A 21861-nucleotide genomic window follows, 5' to 3' on the forward strand; every position below is an offset into this window, starting at 1 on the left:
GCTCCCCTTTTGTGGGGTTTCTCTCGCGGGGATTGATACCGCGCCCTGGCGACTGTTCCCGGGTCGACGCGCGGCACGTTTCTTAGGAGGTGACAATGCCTGAACTCCCGGAGATCATGAGCAGGGCCATTGAGATGAAAGAGGCGCTGGCCGGAAAAACGATTGCCGAGATCGAGGTGCTGCAACCCAAGTGTCTGAACGTTTCGGCGAAGGCGTTCAAGGCCGGGCTCGCCGGCGCAAAGATAGTCGATGTGAGTTACCGCGGCAAGTGGCTGTTTGTCGAGACGACGCGCGGGTGGTTGCTCATCAATTTGGGCATGGGTGGCGAGATATTGCTCACAAAGCGCACGGCCCTGCCGAAGAAGCGCCGACTGATCATTTACTTCAGCGACCGCACCTGTCTCTCACTGAACTTCTGGTGGTTCGGCTACGCCCATTACGTTGCGCCCGACAGGCTCGACAAACACGCCATGACTGCTGATCTGGGGCCGAACGCGCTTAGCGTGACGACCGAGGAACTGCGCGGAATACTCAAGGGACGGCGGGGCGCCGTCAAGTCGATGTTGTTGGATCAATCACGAATTGCGGGCATAGGGAATGCATACATACACGACATTCTGTTCATGGCACGATTGCATCCGTTACGAACGATAGACACGCTCGGTGAGAGCGAGCTCGATGCGCTCGCGAAGGCGATCGATAGGGGTCTCCGCCCTAGCGCGAGGAAAGGCGGCGCCTTCTACGAACTCAATCTGTACGGGAAACCCGGAGGATTCAAGGCCAGAGACATTATCATCGGCTACAAGGAAGGCAAACCCTGCCCTACCTGCGGGACAAAAATAGAGAAGATCAAGACCGGTAGTAACAGCACTTTCATTTGTTCGACCTGCCAGCCGCTAAAACCGATCAAGAAGAAACGAAGCAAACAGGCGTGACGTCGTGAGAGGCAGCTCACAAAATCCTGCCGAGCCCGGTCCTCAGAACGTAGCAATTGTAAAGAAACGGCTCTCCTCCCCAGCGGCTCTTGTAACGAGCCAACCCTACTGCGCCCCCGGGAGTCGCACCCAGATTCAGCCGCTTGATTCCGAGTTTGGCCACCTTTCGACACAACATGAATCGCATGTATTGATTCGGTTTGAGGAACGAAAACTCCCTGTCGAAGTACGTCTGCCACGCCTGGAGAGCCCCGTTCTCGACAACGTAGATCTGCGACGAGGCCGGCTTCCCGTCGTATTCGCACCACATCCAGTGAATCCTGCTGTCTCGCCGGGCCAGTCGGGCAAGAGCCTCGAAAAATGACGCGGGGTATTTGAGCGCACGGCCGTGTCGCCTGTCAGTCGAGCGTACCAGCTTCATGAATCTATTATTGTGTTGATCCCAGTCAAACGGTTCGACTCGGATTCCCTCGCGGTCTGCTTTGCGGATCTGCGACAGTAGCTTCCTGTCAGGCGGCACCCATTCCGGATCGGAGATGTCCACCAGCGTTGTGGCGCACAGGACGGTCTCGAACCTCGGGTGCAAGGGGACCGAACCGTAGAAATCGAACAGGTACGTCTTCGAGTAGCGACGACGAACAATCTCGTCAATCAATCGCTGAGCGATCGGTTCCCTCTCTCGGGTGAGTCCCTTTGCAAAGAAGACTCCGCCATAACAACCGTCCGGCATGCTCATGAATCTGCAGAGCCGGCCGTGACCAAACTCGACGCCGGGCAGAATTGCAGAGATTTCGCCGTCGTTTTCCGCTACCCAGGCAACCGACCTGCCTCCTTTGGTGCGCCAGATTTCGGCAAACCCAGGCGTGGAGAAAAAGCAGTTTCCTACCAGTAGTTCCACCACGGAAGGCGCGAGTTGTGACATCGGACGCACGAAAATCTTCATTTCACGACCGTACGCGAGATTTGCTACCCTAGCGCAGCGGCGAGATCGTCGATCAAGTCTTCTACGTTCTCTATTCCGACCGACAGGCGGATGAGAGAATCTGTTATGCCTCGTTTCAATCGCATTTCGGCCGGGACGTACGCGTGAGTCATTATTGCCGGATGCTCGATGAGAGATTCAACGCCACCGAGGCTTTCGGCCAAGGCAAAGAGTTTCACTCGCTCGAGAAAGCGCCTCGCGTCGTCGAGCCCTCCCTTGATCTCGAATGAAATCATCCCGCTCATCCCCGACATCTGCTTCTTGGCAAGCTCGCACTGCGGATGGCTGTCGAGCCACGGATAGATGACTCTACTCACGCGGGGATGAGCTTCGAGGAACTTCGCCACTTCGAGCGCGTTGGTGAAATGCTCTCTCATCCTCACCGCAAGAGTCTTGATTCCCCTCAGCACCAGCCAGGCGTCCATCGGCCCCGGAACGGCGCCAACGGCGTTCTGGCAGAACCTGAGCCGCCGGAAGTGTTCCTCGTTGTTTGTGATGACGAGTCCTCCCACCACGTCGCTGTGACCGCCCAGATACTTGGTCGTGCTGTGAACAACCACGTCAATGCCCACGTCCAGCGGCAACTGGAAATAGGGGGTAGCAAAAGTGTTGTCAACGACCGTGATTATTCCCCGGTCTTTCCCTATCCGAGCGATCTCCCGCAAGTCGGCGATGCGAAGCAGCGGATTGCTCGGGGTTTCGATCCAGAGCATTCTTGTGTTCTTCCGAATTTGAGACTCTACGTTTGAGGAATTGGTACTGTCGGCAAGGGAAAACTCGATCCCGTAGTCGCTGTACACCTTGTCCAGTATGCGGTAGGTCCCTCCGTACATGTCGTCCGTGCAGACAACGTGGTCGCCGTTCTTGAGGAGGTTCAACACGTTGTTGATGGCCGCCATCCCCGATGCGAACGCGAGACCGTACTTCCCGTTCTCCAGGGCCGCTGCACACTGTTCGAGGGCTTTCCTCGTCGGATTCTGCGTCCTCGAGTACTCGTAGCCCTTGTGTTTTCCCGGGCTCTCCTGCGCGTACGTGGAAGTGAAATACACGGGGACGATTACCGCGCCCGTGAGCGGATCAGGTTCCTGGCCGACGTGTATGGCTTTTGTAGAGAATTTCATGGTTTCCCTTCTCCTCATTAGGCGACGGGATGGACGACCGGGCTTAGGCCAACTGAACCGGCTTCCTTACCCATCGTCAGATCCGACTAACCCCTGCTAACGCCTAGGGCTCAAGCTGGCACAGAAGCACGGCCGCAACGTAGAGCGTCGTTCGATCGTGGGTTTCAGCTTCTCAGGTTTGATCCCGCTTATTATACACAATTCCACACGATCGAGTAGGACCAGATGCACCAGCATTTCTTGCCTTTGCTCCATCGTGAGCCCTGATGTATAATGCGTAGGTTTGGATATGGGGGTCGCACTTGGCCGCTCTGGAAGGGTTCTTGGGTGAACCCGAACCAAACCGATTCGGAGCAATTTATCGATAAGTAATGATGGATACTGAAAAGGGGGTGGTAAAGCGTCGCGAACAGCCGCGCGTGGCCGCGAGGTCCGACCGGTAGACGCCTCTTGCTGGTTTCCGGAAGCACTTCTACTTGAATCGTGGAGGAGAGCATAAATGAGTATCAAGCTATCTAACGGCAAAGTAATCCCAATAGAGATGCACAAGGTAAGAATTGTGCAGAAAACCACCCTACCGCCGGCTGCACACCGGCTCAAGGCCATGGGAGAAGCCGGTTACAACACATTCTTGCTTCGAACGAGAGATATCTTCCTCGACATGCTCACAGATAGCGGAACCAACGCAATGAGTGATAACCAGCTCGCCGCGATGATGGTCGCAGACGATGCCTACGCGGGATGCGAGAGCTTCTACAAGCTGGCCAGTTCCGTGAAGGACATTCTCGGCTTCGACTATACGATACCCGTGCACCAGGGTAGAGCGGCCGAGCATCTTATCGCCAAAGTTTTTGTGAAGCCCGGCGACTACGTGATAATGAACTATCACTTCACCACGACGAAGGCGCATTTCGTGTTGGCCGGCGCCACTGTTCTCGAGCTCTGCACGGATGAGACTTTCAACACTCAGAGCAAGAGCCCGTTCAAGGGCAACCTGGACATCAAGAAATTCGAAGACGCGATAAAGAAGTACGGCGCGAAGAAGATTCCTTTCGTCAGGATGGAGGCGACTACCAACCTCGTTGGGGGACAGCCGTTCTCACTGAGCAACCTGCGTGAAGTGAAGAAAGTGGCTTCGGCAAACGGAATCCCACTGGTGTTTGACGCCAGCCTCATATCCGAGAACGCGTACTTCATCAAGACGCGCGAGAAGGAATACGCCAACAAGTCCATCGCCGAAATCATCCGGGAAATGATGAGCCTCGTGGACCTCTTGTATCTGTCCGGTCGCAAGAGCGCTTCAGTGCGAGGCGGCATGATGGCCACAAACAATAAAGAGTACTATCAGAGGATACTCGATTGGCTGCCCGTCTATGAAGGATTCGCAACATACGGCGGTATGTCCACGAAAGAGATCGAAGCCATGGCAGTAGGTCTCAGAGAAATGACCGAGTTCAACGTGGCAGGCGCCTCTCCGGAGTTCATCGAGTACTTCGTCGGAAGGTTACTCGAGACCGGCGTACCGGTGGTTACACCTGCAGGCGGATTGGCATGCCACGTGGACGCGATGCGTTTCGTGCCCCACATACCCCAGGCGCAGTATCCCGCCGGCGCCCTCGCGGCGGCCATCTACATCGCCTCCGGCATCAGAAGCATGGAACGAGGCACTATTTCTAACGACAGAGATCTGGACGGCAACGAAGTGTACGCAGATCTGGAATTGGCGCGACTCGCCGTTCCGCGTCGCGTGTACACCATGTCACACATCGAGTATGCCGTCGATCGACTGACCTGGCTGTACAAGCACCGAGACTTGATCAAGGGGTTGAAGTTCGTGGAGGAACCGAAAGTCTTGAGGTTCTTCTTCGGCAGGTTGGAAGCCCTGGACAATTGGAGTGAGAAACTAGCGAAGGCGTTCGAGACCGATTTTGGAACGAATTGCTAGCGCTGTTACCGAGTAGCGGTGACGAGATACGCCGGCACCTCTTGCGAGGAACCGCGACTGGCGACGAGCAGGACACTATATTACGTAGAGGCCTCCCCAAGGGGGAGGCCTCTATTAGAATCAGACGCCGAGCAACCCGGGCCACAAAAGAGGTTGCAGCCGTTATGCCGCGCTAGCTCCTTCTCGTCCCGCCTTGCCTGGGCGGGCGGGACCTCAACGACGACGGAGTGATCCACTGCGACGTGGGAATCGAGGAGCCAAGTTCGGAGAGTGTCGGCAAGGGGCGCTCCTTTGTCTTCTCCGCCTCTTCCGCGCGCGCGGCCACTGACCCGCGAATTGCTTTGGCCGCCCCCCTGACTGTTCCCTTACGCGCTTCCCCACTCATCACGTCGAAGGATTCCTCGGCCAGCTTCACGATCTCAGGCTTGAGCCCCTGCTTTCCTATTTCCTCGGTAAACTTCCTCCTGCCTTCCAAGAGTTCCGCCGCGTAGCGCTCGATTTCTTCCGCGGGATAGAATCTGGCAGGGTCGTACGCGCGGAGGTCGCCCTCTTCGCAGGAAACAATCTCTCCGGTACCGAACTTTCCTACCTCGTACCTGTTGGTCCCACGCAAGTCTCCCCTCTGAATCGCAGACATAAGAGGTATCGGCACGCGAGTCGCTTTTCGAACAAGACGCTTCTTGCTCTGCCCACCTACGGTCTCCGTTTCGATGATTTCTCCGACGCCTCCGGTGTTGTATTGGAAGAAGCGAATCTTGCCGGGGTAGCGGTTTACAAGTGTCATTATCATTTCATGGAAGCGATTCACTTTCCGTCCTTGCGACCCCACGATGAAATCGTCGGTCCCCACAATTCGCGCGCTTTCCCCCGCCTTGGCCGGCACGGTTGCAAAACTGTGCGTTGACTCTCCCCAAAGATACGCAAGTACCGCCTGTTCCGGGGTAAGCTCCTGCGCCGTGGGGAGGATAGTATTGCGGCGAGTAATAAACGCGAAGACGAGACCATCAAGCTCCTCGAGCGGCGGAAGGTCGATGCTCTTGTAACTGATGCCGACCATCTTTCGGCCCATCTTCACCTTCAGTCTGTCTCGCCTTATGACGCCGCGGCCGTTCTCCCCGAGGCGCTCGTCGAGGAAATTGACCGTGCCGTCGGCGTTGACCATCACGTTCTCGAGAAGCGCGGTCTTGTCGCTGAGCGCGTTGTACATCGCTTCTTGCTCGACCTTGTCGACATCAGTCTTGACGTAGAAGCCGACCTCGGTTCCGAATGCGCTACCGTCCGAACGCAGGAACACTATGTCGTCTTGAACGACCCTGGTCCCCTCTCCACGCTTCTGGTTGAGGCCGAGCTGGTGGCATGACCACGTAGATTTTCCTGTTGCGGTGAGACCGAACATGAAAACGCCGTACGTCTTGAGCTTCTTGTCAATGGCGTCGTGGACGGTGACAAGCTTCGTGCCGGCGTGAAGTCCCAGCATTCCCCGCTGGTCTGCGCGGAACATCCCCTGCCGCAGGAAGCCCTTCTTGTCTTCGCCGGTGTAGTCGGTCCCGAGAGCAATGTTGAGATCGTATTCCGGAAGAGAAAGAATCTGCATCCTCAAGGAGTGCTCATCGGGAATGTGAATCATTGTAAAATTAGGGCCGGGCTTCTTCTTGTCTGGTTCTGCGAGCGTGTTTCCCCACATGTACGCCGTGCGGTGATTCTTTGGGTCGGCCACTGACATGTAGAGAGTGCAACTTGGATTGAACTCGTTGTTGTCGCACAGCCTGCGTTTTAGCCGCACAAACGGAAGCGTGCGCATCAGGTGAAGCACTTTGTGCAATTCCTCTGGCGCGGCTTCAACGATTTGCCGCTGAACGTCGGTCATCTTCGGCACCCACACGTCCGGACTTCCCAGAAAAACCGTCTTCGCCGCCATCCTGCTAGAAACGGCGGAGCGCCAGCAATAAGAGCCGTTCCTTGTACGGAAGCCCGTTTGCATGGCGAGCGGCGCGAGGTCACTCAGCGTCACGTCGCGTATGTTCGGAGTCGATGCGGGCGGCGCGGAAAGAATGGCTCTCAGATTCTCGACGAATCTTGCATAAAGCGGAGGATCATACGGGACTGACATTGTTGGTAAACCCTTCCGTGGCTATCGGTAGAATATCTTCTGTGGCTCTATCGGGATCCCTATGTCTCGGTGTTTCGGCGTCTCTGTGTTTCTGTCAGGACAAAATCGTCCTCCAGACCATAACTTCATAGAATAATAGCCCCGAAGGGCGAAAGTGACAAGAGGTTTGAGGGGGAAAGGGAGCCGAGAGGACCCAGGGCGTGAGGGGGCGCGGAGGGCGCGAAAATGGGCATGCCTCAAGAGGGGCGCGTGCAAGAGACAGAGATACCTAACCGGCCACGGGATCGTCCCCAATTTGACCAAGTGCACACAAAGGAAGGCCCCCCAGCGTCACACAATGTTCTTGACTTCCTCCGTGTCACAGTCGTAGAGTTTTGATACTCGGAACCAGTAACGGGCCGCGGGAAAAACAGGATTATGACGCTACAATCGAGAGAAACGGCTAGGAGAGGAAGTTTGGGCCGAGCGGCCGCGTTGTTCGGAGTGGATATGCTGCGAGATGGCGCAGTGTTGTTGGATAACGTAGTTCCGCATAATTCATGTTAGACGACGATCCAAACATGACAGAAGACCAGAACGCAACAATCAAGGCGCGAGTTCGCGATGCCTACCACTCCCCGCTGCCACTGAGCTGCCCCGTTGGACAGATGTGGCAATGAGAGACGAACATTACATTATTGATTTGTGTGACCAAATACTCGGGCAGGAAGCCGAGCGACAGCGAAGGTTCGATTTTCTCCGAGGCGATGGGAATCCTGGAAGGAAGCTTCCTGTTGATGCGTATTATCCGATTCTGAATCTCGTGATCGAATACCGGGAAAAACAACACGGCGAACCGGCGGGATTCTGGGATAAAAGGCCGACGATCAGTGGGATTTCTCGAGGTCGACAACGTTTGAAATACGATAGACGACGACGCCGGGTTCTGCCACGGCATGGCACAGCTCTTATTGAGTTATCATACGCGGATTTTGAGCACGGCACGGGCAAGCGGCTCCGTCGCAATTCAGATCGAGATAAGAAAGTCCTTCGTGATAGACTATCTAAGTGGATTGCGATGAAGAAGCACCGTCCAACTCCACGTGCAGCTGGCGGCCGCCGCTCGCGTGTCGATTGACACTTGGAGCGGCAGAATCGCGGCGGACCGCAGCTGACGCTGGCGTTGGGCAACCGGGCCACTTCACGATCGGAACATGAGCTTCTAATGGACAAGTACAGAGATCTTTACAACCTCGCGAAAGAAATCCACGCGGAGGAGATTCGGCGTTTCGACCTAGTATCGCAAAAGGCCACCTGGTTCCTAAGCGTGCTGAGCTTCCTTCTTGGTTTAGCTGCACTCTTCGGCAAGTGGCTGCTCACAACACTCGTGCCGCCGAGGGATGGAATCTCCAGCCTGCTCCTGCTCCTGGGAGGAGTGCTCCTTGCCCTTCTCATTCTTGCCTGGATCGCTTCCTTTCAGGTGCTTCGTGGTGTCAAGCTAAGCAAAATGCCGCTGAATCAAGAAATGCTGACGTTCTTCGTGAACAACCAGGACATCGATATTCATTATGCGTTGGCAAGGAACTACGAACAGGGCCACCGGCACAATAGGCGGGAAACCGACGCACAAACGAAACTCCTAGGCAAGGCGCATACTTTCATCGTACTGGCTTTCGTCGCCTTTCTTGTTTTCTCGGCCGCCGGCGGCCTCTACGTCTGGTGGCATCCTTCTAATCCAATAAAGTGAGGCTAGAAATGGCAGAGAATTCCGGATCCTCCAAGAGCGATAGTGAAGGTAAGGGCGCAGGCGATACGCCGGCGCAGACTCCCTCAACGGCCCCGAATCCTGCGGTGCCCGTACCGATGCAACCGGCGCCTGGACCGAATCCAAACGTGGTCGCACCCAATATGGAGCTCGTCACGCACGGCGCGGATGATTCCAAGGTCACTAGAGTCATCATAGGGCCACGGGAGCGATCTGATGGCAGGACGAGCACAGGGGACAAGGGCGAGGCAAAAGAGTAGACCGAGGCATGCCCAACAACGCCATGAACCCGCTGGTCGCCGCTTCGCGTCGCCCACGGGTTATGGCAGGCGTTAGCCATCAGGGCCGAGAATGAGATTGAGGAAGTCACAAGCCTATTATGCAAAAGTGAAGAGGGATAAGTTTGATCTTTGCAATATTTGCAGGAAGCAGGCTTCTCTCTCTTGGGACCATGTGCCACCCCGCGGTGGCATAGAAGTTACTCCCGTCGAGCAAGAAACGATCTTGCAGCGTCTTACTGGCAAAGAAAACGAGAAGATTGTACGGATATCTCAAAATGGAGTGAAGTTTCGAACGATATGCGATGGTTGTAATAACACTCTCCTTGGTCGCAAGTATGATCCAGTGCTCAACGACTTTGCTCTCGGAGTTGGCAGGTTTCTTAACGCTACACTTGAGATCACGCCAATCATTAAGTACGAAACAAGACCCAATCTTTTGATTAGGGCCATCGTTGGGCATCTCCTAGCAGCAAAAGGCTATTTTGAAAACACAACGATAGATGAGAAGTTGCGCAACTTTATCCTTGATGAGTCTGCTGATTTTCCCGATAATTTAAGAATATTCTACTGGGTTTATCCATATCCTTATGTTGTTGTCATTCGAGACGTTGTTATGCCCGCTGTACGCGGCAATTTCGGGACAAAGAGCTGTTTCAGTATTCTAAAATATTTTCCAATTGCGTATTTGGTCTGTGATCTTGCTCATTATGAGGGATTGGACGATCTCACTTTCTATTATGATGAGAACTCCTCTAAACTAGTAAATATTCCAATAAAGCTGAGACAAGTCAAACATCCTGAGTGGCCAGAACTTGTTGACGATACAAATTTTATGGTCGGTGGGCAGAGCTTCAAGAGCTCACTATTTGCCACACCAAGATCAATACTGGCTAACAAGACAAATGCAGCCGACCGCTAACCGCGGCGGCTGATTTGCGGCGTTGGGCGGCAGCATCTGACGACTCCTGAAGGGCTTGCACAGTGGGTAACGAAAATGATGTTTTTGAGTGGCGGCGATTTGGACATTGGCGGTCCAGCGCAGCGAAGGCCCGTTTCTCAGCCTATGTGCTTTGGCATATGCGAAGCGATTCGCGGCTTGTCGAGATGGCACGCGAATGCGGTCATTTGGGCGGTGATTTCGAGCTTGGAATACTGGAAGCGTTTCGCCGCGAGAGCGCTGTCGCGCTTGAACTCGTCGTCAAAGCCGTAATTGCAAATACGCTCCAAGCAAGAGCAGTCGATTCCGCAACCGAAGACGTTCCTGCAACACATGACCTACCGAAACTCTGGAAACAAGCCAACCTTCCCGACCTACCACGCGAAGATCGCTATCGCCTTCAACTTGTGAAGTCAGTGCTAATGTGGTCTGGTAGATACGCTACACCTCGTACCGTCAAAGCTTGGAAAGAAGAAAACAAAGCCTTCGACGCACTGGAGGAGCCACCAGCGAATGCGGGCAAATTCATATTCCGAACACCTGTCACTATCGGCTGGGTCGAATTTGATCGGCTATACCAAATTGCTCACGGCTTTCTCTGATGACATGCGAAAAACATTGCGCCTTGCAATATGCCGCCCAACCCATCAATCCACCGGACCTGCGCGAAAAGCCGCGCAGGCCGGTGATTTCAAACGTTATCTCGGTGAGATTTCGCTTGACACGTATGTATTGTTGATGCATATTAATCTGCATGAGAACTACACTCAACATAGATGGTGGGCTTCTCCGCGAGGCCGCCAAACTTACTGGTGTTAGCGAGAAAACGTCTCTTGTCCGCATGGGATTGGAGGCGCTGATAGCGATGGCCAGTGCTCGCCGGCTTGCGAAACTTGGGGGGACAGAGAGGGATTTGAGGTCGGCCCGTAGGCGACGGGCGCGAGTTGTCGCATGATACTGGTGGATACGTCAGTATGGGTAGAACACCTTCGTGCGGGAAACGAGCATTTAGGGGTCCTCCTGCTGAAGGGTCAGGTTGTCACCCATCCCTTTGTGATAGGCGAGTTGGCGTGCGGTAATCTGCGTAATCGTGGGGAGATACTAAGGCTCTTGGCGGCATTACCTCGAGTCCCGGTTGCTGAGCACGAGGAGGTTGTGCGTTTTGTGGCTTCCAGGCGGCTTTACTCCCGTGATCTGGGGTGGGTGGATATTCATTTGCTTGCTTCAGCTCTGCTTGCCGGCTGCGGTTTGTGGACTCTCGATGAGGCACTGAAACGGGCAGTCTTGCATCTGAAGTTACCGGCATACCATTGAGACAAGATAACAGGCCGTTGGAGCCGACGTCGTGCTTCGCGTGCCGCGGCTCATCGGCAGCGTTCGACGAACAAGAAGCATAAAGGTGGACTGAACCATGTCAACTCGTCAGGCAGACCTACCGCCTAGCGTTCTTTTTGTGTCTAAGCTTAACACGCGAACCGATCTCAACGCAGGTCAAGAAGACTCTGGAATCGACGAACTGGCTGCCAGTATTGGAGAAAATGGGTTACTGCAACCTATCACCGTTCGACCAGTTTCCGGAGGGCGTTATGAAGTCGTTATCGGTCAGCGTCGCTTCCTGGCCTGTAAGAGGGCGGGGCTTGGCAGCATTCCCTGTCTAGTACGTGATGACCTCGCCGACGCCGACGCGGTGACTATCTCGCTCGTGGAGAACGTCCACCGAGCTGACATGAGTCCCCTTGACAAAGCGCGCGCTCTTAAGTCGCTATACGATCGTCACGACTCATACGAGAAAGTGGCCAAGGAGACCTCGTGGTCCACCAAGACAATCCGAAAGTACATGAGCCTTCTGGACCTGCCTCGGGACTTGCAGCAGAGAATTGGTACTTCTGACGGTCCCTCTGGCGTCGGCGCACTTGCACGTCTCGCCAGAACTTTCTCGGGTCAGCAAGCGAGTGACGTGTACGAGAGGATAGCTGGCTTCAGGCAGCCTATACAGGAGGAAATCCTGAAGCGGAGCGGCGGCGACATCCTCAAGGTAGACGAGCTAGTCGAAGAGGCCATGGAAGGCGCCTTTGATACACGCATATGCGGAGGCCGTTTCAAATGCGAGGTAATCCGCGACCTTCTTGAGGGGCAAATCACCCGCGGAGATTTCGAGGACCTAGTAAAGGAAGTTGCCCAAAACGTCGGTTCTGATGTCAAGAGGGGCGCTCTTCGAGAGGCTGCGCGCAGCTTCTGGAAAGCCCTCGCCTCTGGAAAATCCAAACCTTGAGTTCGCCGAACCAGCGGCTGGAGCGGACGGAGAAACCCCCGCCGCTCACCCGCAGCGTTCGAGCCAACAAGGAGACCGAGCATGAAGAGGTCACAGCATCACACCGCATGGGCTGGTGCACTCGCCGTCGCGGCTGAGCTCTCGCGGCGCGGTTATGACGCCTCAATCACGCTCGGCAATACGCCGGCCCTTGATCTCCTGTGCTCATCACCTGCTGGCGAGCCGTTCAAGGTTCAGGTCAAGAGTTTGACTGCGCCAAACTGGGTGCTGATCCGAAAGGACATGCTTGAGCCACCGGTGCAGAAGAAGCTCTTCTTCGCCGTAGTGTTGGTCCCTGCCGAAGACGACAGGCCATTCGAGTACCACCTGCTGACGCACGCCGAGGTCTGCGCGCTACGGAAGGAGCAGCGTACGGTCAGGAAGGACGGTCGGCCGTACAAGCCGGGTATGGATGGCCTTTCGTGGGGCCAGGTGAAGCCGCACGCTGGCGGGTGGCACAAGCTACCCGAGTAGCACTTGTGGCTCGAACAACGGGATGCAGCTGACGGCACAGAGGTCGTAGGCGAAACTGAAAGCCAGTGCGCCGCAGCTGATCCCGCACACGTTATGTGTCCTGGCGCACCCTAAATCGCTTCGTGGTGCTAGATGGAAACGATTTCAGACCTAGAGCAGCACATTCGAGACTTTATTAACAGCCCCCGCAAGCAGTATGCACTTCTGCAAAGTCAAGCTGCGTGGAACATGCTTTGTAGCTGTCTTGACCTGATTGGTGATACGGGACTGGCTCTTGATGCATACGTGAAGCATGAGGAAGCAGAAAATTACGGTGGGAAGTATCTGCTCATATACGGCGTCCTTCAAGCGTTGTTCCTTCAGCAGGATGCAGTGGAGAATCTCTGCGAGGCCCTGAAGCTTGATTACACACCGGACCCACTACTTAACGAGATTCGAGAAATTAGGAACGACAGCACAGGCCATCCTACAAAAAGAGGTGGCGGACAAGGCCGAACCTTCAACTTCATATCGAGGATCAGCTTGAGTAAAGTAGGTTTCGACCTTATGAAAACTTACCCAGAAGACCGAACGCCTTTCTTTCAGCATGTCAGTATCCCGTCGCTCGTTGCGAGACAGCGAGAAATTCTCCAGAGAACCCTTTCCGCAGTGGTGGACAAATTGCAGAACGAAGACACAGAGCACAGAGAACAATTTAGAGCTGAAAAGCTCCAAAACCTCTTTCTCTCCACGGGCTACTACTTCCAGAAAATGCTAGAGGCTATACGCGGTGGCCCTGCCGTGTTTGGCACTGCCCATATAAAACTCATCGCAGAAATAATCGACGCGTTCAAGAGCGCTCTCACGAAACGAGGGGAACTAGAGGCGTGCGACACCGTCACATACTTCCTAAATCTGCTTGAGTACCCTATGGGGGAACTGACTACATACTTCAATTCACCAGATCAACCACGCCTGAACGAGAAGAGTGCATGCATCTTCGTTTTTTTTGTCGAGAAGCATGTCGATGAACTAAGGAGAATAGCGCGGGAAATGGACGAAATCTACGAATCCAAGCCTTGACACGACCACATAACAAAGCAGTAGAGCCGATCGCCTCCAGCGTCCGCTCGTTCCTCGCTCCCGCTTCCGGCGGCGGCTCACCGTTGGCGTTAGGTGCACAGGGGCTGCGCGCTAATACATATAATAATATTGCTTTGTTGCCATATTCTGCTATACTGGATGTATGAAGGCTGCGCGCTTCGAGTTGGACGAGGATAAGGACAGAGAGAACCAGGCCAAACACGGCGTCCCCTTCCGTCTGGCACAGCAGGCCTTTCTGGACGCACGTCGTGTTGTTCTGGAGGATGTCAGCCACAGTGTTGGAGAAGCTCGTCACTACTGCATCGGGCAAGTCAGGGGTGCAATCCTGACGGTTAGATTCACTTATCGCCGCGATGTAATTCGCATCTTTGGAACCGGATATTGGAGGAGAGGAAAGAGGATCTATGAGGAACAAAATAAGATACACAGATGAGCGACTGGGTGAAGTTCAGCTTGTGAAGGATTTTCTTCCTCCGCCAGAGCAATTGGTGTTGAGGGAAGATACCGTTAAGGTGACGATTTCGCTGAGTCGGTCGAGCGTCGAGTTTTTCAAGAGTGTTGCGAAGCAGCGGCGTACGCAGTATCAGAAGATGATTCGCCACCTGCTCGACCTGTATGTGACCCAGTTCAGACAAAGGCCCCTAACAGGGCGCTCCACCAGACGTGCTAACGCGCGCAGGTAAGCGCCATCGGCAGGGAGCATGGAGGAGTGAGTGCCGAAGAAGCGTAACCAGATTCCAGCGACAGTTCGGAAGGCTGTCTTGAAGGAGTTCAACCACCGGTGTGCCGTTTGTGGCGCGGACAGGCCACACCTCCACCACATCGATCAGGATCGCTCTAATAACGACCCGAGGAATCTCGTTCCCCTCTGCCCGAACTGTCATCTCAGCGACCAGCATGATGCCTCCAATGCCATTCCGCGCGCGAAACTTCGCCTTTTCAGGCATTACAAGCATCGCCACATTCTCAAGCCGCAGTTCAACCCGGTGTTTCGCCGCTTGGCCTTCTTGTCGTCAATTGACGATGCCGCCGATGTGCGTACGCTCCAGGAGAATGTGAGGGAGCTGGTTGCCTTGGCCCGGAGCCTAGCCATGGGCGAGTTCTACGCTGATTCACTCGGAAAGTTGCTTGATCGGCCGAAGCACCCGTGGATTGCTGTCATTGGCGACCCTGAGTCTGAGGCCCGATGGGCCGCTCAATCTCGCGAGGACGACCGTCAGTACCGCGAGCAGCTGCGCCGTGCGGGACCTGCCGCCGAGGCGCTCGTGATAGAGATGCTTGAGTATCAAGTGTGGTCTTAACTGGACAGATATGCTCCCTAACAAGTGGCTTGAGACGGACGGATGCTGCGGCGTCGATCTGGAGTAGCACAGACCATGTCCAGCAACTCAGAAGATCTTCTGAAGCCAGAGTGGATCGGCACATACAACACTGAGCTTGATGCACTTTGGTCTCAGGCTGTTCAGCTCAATTCCTGCCTCTACCTCCTTGAGAAGATCGCACGTTTTCCCTTCAATGTATTCATGTTCCGGGGCCACCTCTGTTGGACTCTAATAGCGGGCACCCTCTATGAGACTTGTCTCATGGCTATCTGGAGAATCGCTGTCGACACCGGGGCAGATGTCCTCACGTTGCGATCGTTCAAGAACGAGCTCATGCAGAATGCCCAAGACGGCGCCAAGCTGCTGATTGCTGATCGTATCAAGTCAGTCGATTTCGACAACCGTGTCGTGACCGTTGAACGAAGCGTCCGACAACTGAGGAGGGACTGGCTGGCTCACCTGATTAGAGAGGTTGCGTCTGTGGCACAGGCTGAAGGAAAAGGAATGCCCATCATACCGGTCGACCGGCTCAAGCTCGTACGCGACGCGATCAACGATCTTATTACCGCACTCAGCTTCGACGCCGGCAGAGCTTTCACCTACTTGCCATACAGCGAAAATGTGATCCATCCTATTGGAACGGACCCACGTTCGGATATCGAGAAGATTCTTGACCATCTTGTAGAAAGCAGTCCTGTCTTTTCCATGCCAGAAGAACAGCCTGACTATTGGCGGCACGCACGGAAGTCGTTTACTGAGCAGGAACTCACGCGGTACAATGAGTATCGTACCAGGCTAGGTCGATCTCCGGCTTAGCAGCTACGTCTAACTCTCGCTGCAGCGGACAGCGGAGAGGGGAAGCCCCCGCGCATTCCATGAGCGCCACTTACTGGAACGACGATGAGTGAACCCTTCAGCCTTTTCCCCGCTGCCGCTGAGCTTATCGTTAGGTGATCAGATACACGGAGGAAGAGATGCACGAAGTATCTTCATTCTTTCGAGATTTTGCCCCGTTTCTTGCGGCCCTTGGCACGTTCCTGATCGGGCTAGGCGCTGTCATCCGCGCACTTCGAGACCGGAGAAAGAGGAGGCGTGAGCCAATGTCAAAGCCGAAATTCATCGAAAAGACCATGTGGATTCTTGGAATCATATTCATTTGCGTCTCGGTTGCTCTTTTTGCTGTCTGGGCAGCAGAACTGAAATCGCAACCCAAGAATGTTGCGCTCACCACTGCCGCCTGGAACGCATTCAATGCCGGAAACTATCCTTTGGCCATATCAAAAGCACGGGAATGTATTGACGAATTCCGAGGAGCTGCCGATCGCCAACAGGCCAAACTTGAAAAACAGAAAGTCTCTTCTCCATCTGAAGGTAGGGTTGGGCAGACCGAAAGGCAGAAGATCTTAGCCCGTGGCCCACTCAACGATGCCGCCACCTGCTACTATGTCATTGGCAGGTCTGCAGAATATCTGAATAAGCTTGATCTCGCCAAGGAAGCCTATGAGAACGCAACCCGCTATACATACGCTCGCACATGGGATCCGGCAGGACAATTGTTTTGGTCTCCGGCAGAAGCGGCAAGTGATCGTTTGGCGGGTCTAAAGTGATTCTCGAGCGCTTCTATGTGCTCTCAGCTAACCCGCCCATGGACCTGACGAGCGGCCCGGCTGCCCGCAGGTGATGGACATTCGTTAGACAGACAAGCTCTGTAATCGGTTCTGAAGTTGGCTATTTCGGAGATGCCATGACCCGCCGCCTAACAATCTTTCTCGCGGCCTCCTTTCTGGTCACATGGACCTGTTGGGGGATCTTGGTGCCACTGGCTCGCGCACGGACAATGGTCTACGGCCAGCCGCCTTTCATGTGTCTTTACATGCTCGGCGGCCTGGGACCGACCATTGCCGCCTACATAGCGGTGCTGGCTACACGGGCGCAATCGCCCCTCGGGGAGTTTCACTCGCGACTTTTCCGCTGGAGAGTTGCGGGGTGGTGGTACGTCATTGCAGCTGCGCTTCCCGCGGCTCTTGCTCTGGCGTCGGTGGGCGTTGCCGTCTTAGTTGATCCTGATTTCCTGAGGGGATTGTCCGTGCGGCCTTGGTACATGCTCGTCCCCCTCTTTTTCGTAATGGTCGGTGGCGGCGGCCTAGAGGAACTCGGCTGGCGGGGGATCGCTCAGCCCGAGATGGAGCGGTGCCTTCGCCGTCCGACCGCCGCGGTGCTGGTCGGCCTGATCTGGTCCCTATGGCATCTTCCGCTGTTCGTCCTTCCCGGCGTCGGGCAGTATGGGACCAACTTCCCTGTGTTTGCCATCGGGCTTGTCGGTGAAGCCCTGATCTTGGCTTGGCTTTATGGTCGTACCGAGAGCATTCTCCTCTGCATTCTCTTCCACGCCGGCTGGAATGCCGTTGCGACCCTTGGCTTGGCAATTCCGTCCGACCAGCGTCTGCTGGCCGTGCTGGATGCGTGCCTCAGGGTGGTCGTTGGCGCACTTCTTCTGGCCGTCGGTTCGGCGCTGTCTGACAAGCGCATGGAGCCCACGGCGCCCAGCGCGATCATGGAGCGCCGCGGCTGAAGCACTGGCGTTAGAAGCGGTGTGGGATCTTTTCCCTTTTGAAGATGAAAGGAGAGCGATATGCCAACAATCAGAGTGACGGTTCTTCGCGATGGTGAGCCAGTCAGCGGACATCGTGTCGCTCTTAGTTTCAGTGAAGGGACGTCAGATCCGGAATACACAGATGCCGATGGCGTTGCCGAATTCGATGTGGAATACGGGCAAGAAGGCGACGTATTCGTGGACGGTCGCAACGTTGACAGTTGGGGCTCGTACAGTGCGACCGACATAACGGTAGAGCTTTGATATCTTGTAGTTCCTATGTTAGCTTCTAACCTGCCGCTGCAGCCGGCCGCACTACCGGCTCAGCGTAGGAGACGTGCGAGTGTTCTATGACGTAACGGAGGGGACGGTAGAGATTCTTGCGGTTATCCTTAAGTCACAGGCCAGTAGATGGCTGGAAGAGAAAGGTAAGCATTCATGAGGAAGGTAGCTCTTTCAACCATGAAGGATGATCTGTCGCGTTTTCTTCGTCTCGCGGAGAAGGAGCGGATTATCATTACTCGTCATGGGAAGCCCGCTGGGGTACTTATTGGTTTCAAGACTGAGGACGAGTGGTTTGAATACAGGATGGAGAACGATCCTCGTTTCTTAAAGCGGATTGCCGCTGCACGTCGCAGTCTCCGCGCAGGCCACGGTGTGCAACTTGAAGCAGCCGATGTGTGAGCTCATGGATGCCCAACCTGCGGCATGGAGCGGACGGTCTAACGCCCGCCGCTCATACGTAACGTTATGCCTCTTAACGCAAAAGGAGGTGACCACAAATGGAACGAAGAAATTGTTGGGAAGCGATGAAGTGCGGAAGGCCGCCGGGGGGTGAAAATGCAGAGAAACTTGGCGTATGCCCAGCGGCATTGCCCAATGAATATTTTGATGGTGTCAATAACGGCAAGCATTGCGGTAGGCTTTGCTGGGCGGTTGTGGGAACTCTCTGTGGAGGAAAAGTGCAGGGTACATATGTAGAGAAGCTTGGGGATTGTCTTCGCTGTGAGTTTCTAAAGCAGGTGAATGAAGATGAAGGTCGAAATTTCATTCTAACTTCCAAACAAGCTAAGGGTAAATCATAGAGCGAGGCATTACAAGGTGATGGGCATCGTCAGCCGCCAAAGCCCTCCTACGGAGATCGAAAAATGAGACTTTCCACAACTGATTTGGAGATTGAAGTGCGCGCAGGAACGGTTGAAGACATCCCATTGCTAATGTCATTCATACGGTCAATGGCGGAATACGAGAAACTTCAGGTTACTGCAACAGAGCACATCCTTCAGGAGTCACTCTTTGGCGAGCACCCTGCCGCATATACTTTGCTTGCCTTTGTCGATGGCAGACCCGTTGCCTATGCTGTTTATTTCTTCACTTTTGCCACTATGGCTGGAAAGCGCAGCCTCTGGCTGGATGACTTGTTCGTGACCCCGGACTTTCGCGGGAAAGGTATAGCCACGGCTTTGATGGCCTATTTGGCGGATGTCGCGATTCAAAACAAGTGCGGCCGCTTTGAGTGGATGGTGCTTGAGTGGAACGAATCGGCCATTGGTTTCTACGAGAGGCTGGGCGCAAAGGTTCTCACAGAGTGGCGCATTCATCGCTTGGAGGAGGCTCAACTGCCGCGCGTTGCCAGCAAGTTGGCAATTGCCAAGGGCGGCGGCTAACACGCGCTTTCACCCGACGTTGCTCCGCTGCGCCCCGCAAGGCGGGTGAAGCGCTGACGCTGGGTGACACGAAGACAACATGAAGATCAGGTCCATGACAGCATCAGATGAGCCGGCTGTCCGTGAAGTAGTCGCCGGACTCTCCGATTGGTTCGATGATGATGCCCGAACCAGATCAATTCCCGTCGACCTGAAGCATCACACGACCTTTGTTGCGGACAAAGGCGATGATGTAGTTGGGTTCATCGCGCTCCACGTCTACAACGGCAGACTGGATATCAGCTGGATGGGTGTACGAAACGATTACCGCGGCAAAGGAATCGGAACCCTGTTACTTCACCGAGCCGAGGAGCTTGGAAGAGCATGGGGATTGCGTGAGCTGACAACCTTCACCCTCGGCGATACCGTTGAGTATGAACCCTATGAATCGACGAGGCGCTTTTATCTGAAGAACGGGTTCGAGGTTTACCAGAGGAATCAAACCGACAACCCGGGATGCCCTGAGGAGTGGAGACTGAAGAAACAGATCGTCCAGCCATGAGGTGGAGTTTACGTTTTGCCCGTGGCGGGCAGAACGAAACTCACCTCTGACGTTAGGATGCTGTAGCTCTGTGTGGCAATGAGATGATCTTTGCTATCTCGCGGCTCGAAACTCCAAGAGCAAGGAGGGCCCGAATGAGCAAGTCCAATGTCACGGACGGGTCGCCGGCTTCCATCTTGGCTACCCGGGACTGGCTGGACTTGACTAGGCGCGCCAATCCATGCTGGGTCAGACGTCTCCGCTGTCTTCGCGCCTTCAAATTGTTTGCAAGCCTTACCTTGAGCTCGACGTATGCAGCCTCCTTCGGGGAAAGCCCTAGGAACTCCGCAGCCGTGCCGAAGCGCCAGCCCTTTGACTCCAGGCGTTTTCTCTTTGACTCACGCATTGTCATAACTCCTAAGCCGACGTTTACACGTCTCTATAGCCTCCGTTGCGGTCCGAGATGTCTTCTTGTTGAAAACCTCCACGATAACGATCGCATCTGGGTCGATTCGGTACATAACTCGCCAGGTCATACCTGCATCGTTGATCCGCAGCTCGTAACAACGCGGACCGATCAGGGGGCATGGGCCTCGCGTGCGGCAGGTGCAACATGTCTCCCTGCTGGAGCCTTCGCAGGAGATACCCCGCCTCAAGCCGCCCCTGTTTAGAAAAAGGGGGAGACTTGACTTCTCCGTGTACCCAGACTAGTGGTTTGACGTTCGCATTCATGCGATTACAACATATATCGAATCTGACATATTGTCAAGCTGTTTTAGTCGGTCGTATCCTAACCCGCCGCTGCAGCTGGCCGCAGCCCGTCCTGGAGATGCAGTCCGTGCTGGCGGCATGTGCGACGGCTGAGCCATCATCGTCGGGCGGCCCACTCTGGAGGTATTCACAGTGACATCACCTTTCTCTGAGTGGATGAGACGACATCCAGTAATTTCCTTCTACGTGTTGGCTTTCGTCATCTCGTGGTTGGGTTGGGTCCCGCAGGCCGCGTATTCGCGCGGTCTCTTTCCAATCCAAAGCCCGCTCTTCATTTTGCTTGGCGGTGGCGGACCGACCTTCGCAGCACTCATTGTTACACTAGTCTTGGCCGGGAAACGTGGCGTTCGAGAGTTGTTCGCGCCATTACTCCGGTGGCGAGTTAGCGTTGTTTGGTATTGCGTCGCGCTATTCTGGCAGCCTGTGATTCTGCTTGCCGTAGTCGGCCTGGATATGTTCCTAGGCAAGCCAACGCCTGACTTCGGATTGGTCGGCCCGTGGTTTATCGTCTTATCCATGTTTCTGACCTACTTGCTGTTCAACTTATGGGAGGAAGTGGGCTGGCGCGGGTTTGCATTACCGAGGTTACAAGCTCGCCACAGCGCGCTCCTCTCCAGTCTGATCATTGGTGTCTTGTGGGGCTTGTGGCATTTGCCGCTTTTCCTGGATAGGAGCAATCCGATGTCCACTTTCCCCTTCCCTGCGTGGTTTATCGGAACCGTTGCCTCCGCAGTCTTATACACATGGCTCTACAACAATGCGAAAGGCAGTTTGCTCATCGTCAGTCTGTTCCACGCCGCGGGGAATACAGCCACCGCCGCGATTTTTGTAGCTTTCGGTCGCGTTATTTCTGTCCAGGATTTTCTCTTAGTGACTGGAATGACCTGCCTCGCGGCCATCATAATCGTCGCCGTGTTCGGACCAGCACGCCTTTCGCGACAAACGGTTCCTTGACATGGACTCGTCCTGGAACAGCAAGATGCTTTGTGCGCTCAAGTGGTGGGGTATACTATCCAGCTTTTCTCCCTTTCAAGCTGCTCAAAAACCGTGAACCGGTCAGTTTGA

27 protein-coding genes and 1 pseudogene are annotated in these 21861 nt (G+C 54.8%); 23 read left to right on the forward strand and 5 right to left on the reverse strand.

Annotated features, from left to right (window positions below):
- The first annotated feature begins 95 nt into the window (after positions 1-95).
- On the forward strand, positions 96-935 hold the full coding sequence (locus NTX17_07805; GenBank protein MCX5801273.1) for an Fpg/Nei family DNA glycosylase: 840 nt from the start codon (positions 96-98) through the stop codon (positions 933-935).
- Positions 936-951: 16 nt separating this feature from the next.
- Here the strand turns inward: NTX17_07805 and NTX17_07810 are convergent, their stop codons facing one another.
- Positions 952-1878 (reverse strand): GNAT family N-acetyltransferase, encoded by a 927-nt coding sequence (locus tag NTX17_07810; protein MCX5801274.1) that lies wholly within the window; start codon positions 1876-1878, stop codon positions 952-954.
- A gap of 23 nt (positions 1879-1901) precedes the next feature.
- The gene (locus tag NTX17_07815) at positions 1902-3056 is read right to left on the reverse strand and encodes a cystathionine gamma-synthase (GenBank protein ID MCX5801275.1); all 1155 of its coding nucleotides are present in this window, start codon (positions 3054-3056) and stop codon (positions 1902-1904) included.
- A gap of 481 nt (positions 3057-3537) precedes the next feature.
- Here NTX17_07815 and NTX17_07820 point away from each other — a divergent pair, with 481 nt between their 5' ends.
- Complete coding sequence (locus NTX17_07820) at positions 3538-4983, forward strand: tryptophanase (protein ID MCX5801276.1); 1446 nt, start codon at positions 3538-3540, stop codon at positions 4981-4983.
- A 172-nt stretch (positions 4984-5155) separates the two neighbouring features.
- On the opposite strand, the gene NTX17_07825 is transcribed toward NTX17_07820, so the two are convergent.
- Positions 5156-7093: a phosphoenolpyruvate carboxykinase (ATP) gene (locus tag NTX17_07825; protein ID MCX5801277.1), complete on the reverse strand. Its 1938-nt coding sequence runs from the start codon at positions 7091-7093 to the stop codon at positions 5156-5158.
- A 1204-nt stretch (positions 7094-8297) separates the two neighbouring features.
- Between NTX17_07825 and NTX17_07830 the strand changes: the two genes are divergently transcribed.
- The 20 genes from NTX17_07830 (at position 8298) to NTX17_07925 (ending at position 20046) form a co-directional block, all read left to right on the forward strand.
- A complete protein-coding gene (locus NTX17_07830) occupies positions 8298-8819 on the forward strand; it encodes a hypothetical protein (GenBank protein MCX5801278.1) in 522 nt (173 codons plus the stop codon).
- Positions 8820-8827: 8 nt separating this feature from the next.
- On the forward strand, positions 8828-9097 hold the full coding sequence (locus NTX17_07835; protein ID MCX5801279.1) for a hypothetical protein: 270 nt from the start codon (positions 8828-8830) through the stop codon (positions 9095-9097).
- A 97-nt stretch (positions 9098-9194) separates the two neighbouring features.
- Positions 9195-10037, forward strand: a complete 843-nt coding sequence (locus NTX17_07840; GenBank protein ID MCX5801280.1) for a hypothetical protein — start codon at positions 9195-9197, stop codon at positions 10035-10037.
- Between the two features lie 62 nt (positions 10038-10099).
- Complete coding sequence (locus NTX17_07845; protein MCX5801281.1) at positions 10100-10657, forward strand: hypothetical protein; 558 nt, start codon at positions 10100-10102, stop codon at positions 10655-10657.
- Between the two features lie 152 nt (positions 10658-10809).
- Positions 10810-11010, forward strand: coding sequence for a type II toxin-antitoxin system VapB family antitoxin (locus NTX17_07850; GenBank protein MCX5801282.1), 201 nt, complete (start codon positions 10810-10812; stop codon positions 11008-11010).
- Positions 11007-11369, forward strand: coding sequence for a PIN domain-containing protein (locus tag NTX17_07855; protein MCX5801283.1), 363 nt, complete (start codon positions 11007-11009; stop codon positions 11367-11369). Before NTX17_07850 ends, NTX17_07855 begins: the two co-directional genes overlap by 4 nt.
- Before the next feature lie 97 nt (positions 11370-11466).
- A complete protein-coding gene (locus NTX17_07860; protein MCX5801284.1) occupies positions 11467-12327 on the forward strand; it encodes a ParB/RepB/Spo0J family partition protein in 861 nt (286 codons plus the stop codon).
- Between the two features lie 81 nt (positions 12328-12408).
- On the forward strand, positions 12409-12840 hold the full coding sequence (locus tag NTX17_07865) for a hypothetical protein (GenBank protein ID MCX5801285.1): 432 nt from the start codon (positions 12409-12411) through the stop codon (positions 12838-12840).
- A 132-nt stretch (positions 12841-12972) separates the two neighbouring features.
- The gene (locus NTX17_07870) at positions 12973-13902 is read left to right on the forward strand and encodes a hypothetical protein (protein MCX5801286.1); all 930 of its coding nucleotides are present in this window, start codon (positions 12973-12975) and stop codon (positions 13900-13902) included.
- 163 nt (positions 13903-14065) lie between these two features.
- Positions 14066-14356: a BrnT family toxin gene (locus NTX17_07875; protein ID MCX5801287.1), complete on the forward strand. Its 291-nt coding sequence runs from the start codon at positions 14066-14068 to the stop codon at positions 14354-14356.
- Positions 14328-14606 (forward strand): CopG family transcriptional regulator, encoded by a 279-nt coding sequence (locus tag NTX17_07880; GenBank protein ID MCX5801288.1) that lies wholly within the window; start codon positions 14328-14330, stop codon positions 14604-14606. Before NTX17_07875 ends, NTX17_07880 begins: the two co-directional genes overlap by 29 nt.
- A 30-nt stretch (positions 14607-14636) precedes the next feature.
- Positions 14637-15224, forward strand: a complete 588-nt coding sequence (locus tag NTX17_07885; protein ID MCX5801289.1) for an HNH endonuclease signature motif containing protein — start codon at positions 14637-14639, stop codon at positions 15222-15224.
- A 75-nt stretch (positions 15225-15299) separates the two neighbouring features.
- Positions 15300-16061 (forward strand): hypothetical protein, encoded by a 762-nt coding sequence (locus NTX17_07890; GenBank protein ID MCX5801290.1) that lies wholly within the window; start codon positions 15300-15302, stop codon positions 16059-16061.
- Between the two features lie 284 nt (positions 16062-16345).
- Entirely contained in the window at positions 16346-16852 is a 507-nt protein-coding gene (locus NTX17_07895) for a hypothetical protein (protein MCX5801291.1), read from the forward strand.
- A 137-nt stretch (positions 16853-16989) separates the two neighbouring features.
- On the forward strand, positions 16990-17817 hold the full coding sequence (locus NTX17_07900; GenBank protein MCX5801292.1) for a type II CAAX endopeptidase family protein: 828 nt from the start codon (positions 16990-16992) through the stop codon (positions 17815-17817).
- 60 nt (positions 17818-17877) lie between these two features.
- Positions 17878-18102, forward strand: a complete 225-nt coding sequence (locus tag NTX17_07905; protein ID MCX5801293.1) for a hypothetical protein — start codon at positions 17878-17880, stop codon at positions 18100-18102.
- A 174-nt stretch (positions 18103-18276) separates the two neighbouring features.
- Positions 18277-18522, forward strand: a complete 246-nt coding sequence (locus NTX17_07910; GenBank protein ID MCX5801294.1) for a type II toxin-antitoxin system Phd/YefM family antitoxin — start codon at positions 18277-18279, stop codon at positions 18520-18522.
- Between the two features lie 98 nt (positions 18523-18620).
- Positions 18621-18923 carry a hypothetical protein gene (locus NTX17_07915; protein ID MCX5801295.1) on the forward strand — a complete coding sequence of 101 codons (303 nt, stop codon included), beginning with the start codon at positions 18621-18623 and terminating at the stop codon, positions 18921-18923.
- A gap of 63 nt (positions 18924-18986) precedes the next feature.
- Positions 18987-19505 carry a GNAT family N-acetyltransferase gene (locus NTX17_07920; GenBank protein ID MCX5801296.1) on the forward strand — a complete coding sequence of 173 codons (519 nt, stop codon included), beginning with the start codon at positions 18987-18989 and terminating at the stop codon, positions 19503-19505.
- 79 nt (positions 19506-19584) lie between these two features.
- The gene (locus NTX17_07925; GenBank protein MCX5801297.1) at positions 19585-20046 is read left to right on the forward strand and encodes a GNAT family N-acetyltransferase; all 462 of its coding nucleotides are present in this window, start codon (positions 19585-19587) and stop codon (positions 20044-20046) included.
- Between the two features lie 52 nt (positions 20047-20098).
- Here NTX17_07925 and NTX17_07930 read toward each other — a convergent pair whose 3' ends face one another.
- Together NTX17_07930 and NTX17_07935 are read right to left on the reverse strand one after the other, a co-directional pair.
- Complete coding sequence (locus NTX17_07930; GenBank protein ID MCX5801298.1) at positions 20099-20431, reverse strand: helix-turn-helix domain-containing protein; 333 nt, start codon at positions 20429-20431, stop codon at positions 20099-20101.
- Positions 20424-20757: pseudogene (locus tag NTX17_07935) on the reverse strand (type II toxin-antitoxin system RelE/ParE family toxin). The gene NTX17_07930 and the pseudogene NTX17_07935 overlap by 8 nt, the downstream one beginning before the upstream one ends.
- A 171-nt stretch (positions 20758-20928) precedes the next feature.
- On the opposite strand from NTX17_07935, the gene NTX17_07940 reads away from it, so the two are divergent.
- Entirely contained in the window at positions 20929-21750 is an 822-nt protein-coding gene (locus NTX17_07940) for a type II CAAX endopeptidase family protein (GenBank protein ID MCX5801299.1), read from the forward strand.
- Positions 21751-21861: the final 111 nt, after the last annotated feature.

Source organism: Candidatus Eisenbacteria bacterium (assembly GCA_026388185.1).
GTDB lineage: Bacteria > Eisenbacteria > RBG-16-71-46 > JAFGJU01 > JAFGJU01 > JAPLKG01.

Coding starts and splice junctions, on each gene's coding strand:
- NTX17_07805 (MCX5801273.1), top strand. CDS start 96: ATGCCTGAACTCCCGGAGATCATGAGCAGGGCCATTGAGATGAAAGAG.
- NTX17_07810 (MCX5801274.1), bottom strand. CDS start 1,878: ATGAAGATTTTCGTGCGTCCGATGTCACAACTCGCGCCTTCCGTGGTG.
- NTX17_07815 (MCX5801275.1), bottom strand. CDS start 3,056: ATGAGGAGAAGGGAAACCATGAAATTCTCTACAAAAGCCATACACGTC.
- NTX17_07820 (MCX5801276.1), top strand. CDS start 3,538: ATGAGTATCAAGCTATCTAACGGCAAAGTAATCCCAATAGAGATGCAC.
- NTX17_07825 (MCX5801277.1), bottom strand. CDS start 7,093: ATGTCAGTCCCGTATGATCCTCCGCTTTATGCAAGATTCGTCGAGAAT.
- NTX17_07830 (MCX5801278.1), top strand. CDS start 8,298: ATGGACAAGTACAGAGATCTTTACAACCTCGCGAAAGAAATCCACGCG.
- NTX17_07835 (MCX5801279.1), top strand. CDS start 8,828: ATGGCAGAGAATTCCGGATCCTCCAAGAGCGATAGTGAAGGTAAGGGC.
- NTX17_07850 (MCX5801282.1), top strand. CDS start 10,810: ATGAGAACTACACTCAACATAGATGGTGGGCTTCTCCGCGAGGCCGCC.
- NTX17_07855 (MCX5801283.1), top strand. CDS start 11,007: ATGATACTGGTGGATACGTCAGTATGGGTAGAACACCTTCGTGCGGGA.
- NTX17_07860 (MCX5801284.1), top strand. CDS start 11,467: ATGTCAACTCGTCAGGCAGACCTACCGCCTAGCGTTCTTTTTGTGTCT.
- NTX17_07865 (MCX5801285.1), top strand. CDS start 12,409: ATGAAGAGGTCACAGCATCACACCGCATGGGCTGGTGCACTCGCCGTC.
- NTX17_07870 (MCX5801286.1), top strand. CDS start 12,973: ATGGAAACGATTTCAGACCTAGAGCAGCACATTCGAGACTTTATTAAC.
- NTX17_07875 (MCX5801287.1), top strand. CDS start 14,066: ATGAAGGCTGCGCGCTTCGAGTTGGACGAGGATAAGGACAGAGAGAAC.
- NTX17_07880 (MCX5801288.1), top strand. CDS start 14,328: ATGAGGAACAAAATAAGATACACAGATGAGCGACTGGGTGAAGTTCAG.
- NTX17_07890 (MCX5801290.1), top strand. CDS start 15,300: ATGTCCAGCAACTCAGAAGATCTTCTGAAGCCAGAGTGGATCGGCACA.
- NTX17_07895 (MCX5801291.1), top strand. CDS start 16,346: ATGTCAAAGCCGAAATTCATCGAAAAGACCATGTGGATTCTTGGAATC.
- NTX17_07900 (MCX5801292.1), top strand. CDS start 16,990: ATGACCCGCCGCCTAACAATCTTTCTCGCGGCCTCCTTTCTGGTCACA.
- NTX17_07905 (MCX5801293.1), top strand. CDS start 17,878: ATGCCAACAATCAGAGTGACGGTTCTTCGCGATGGTGAGCCAGTCAGC.
- NTX17_07910 (MCX5801294.1), top strand. CDS start 18,277: ATGAGGAAGGTAGCTCTTTCAACCATGAAGGATGATCTGTCGCGTTTT.
- NTX17_07915 (MCX5801295.1), top strand. CDS start 18,621: ATGGAACGAAGAAATTGTTGGGAAGCGATGAAGTGCGGAAGGCCGCCG.
- NTX17_07920 (MCX5801296.1), top strand. CDS start 18,987: ATGAGACTTTCCACAACTGATTTGGAGATTGAAGTGCGCGCAGGAACG.
- NTX17_07925 (MCX5801297.1), top strand. CDS start 19,585: ATGAAGATCAGGTCCATGACAGCATCAGATGAGCCGGCTGTCCGTGAA.
- NTX17_07930 (MCX5801298.1), bottom strand. CDS start 20,431: ATGCGTGAGTCAAAGAGAAAACGCCTGGAGTCAAAGGGCTGGCGCTTC.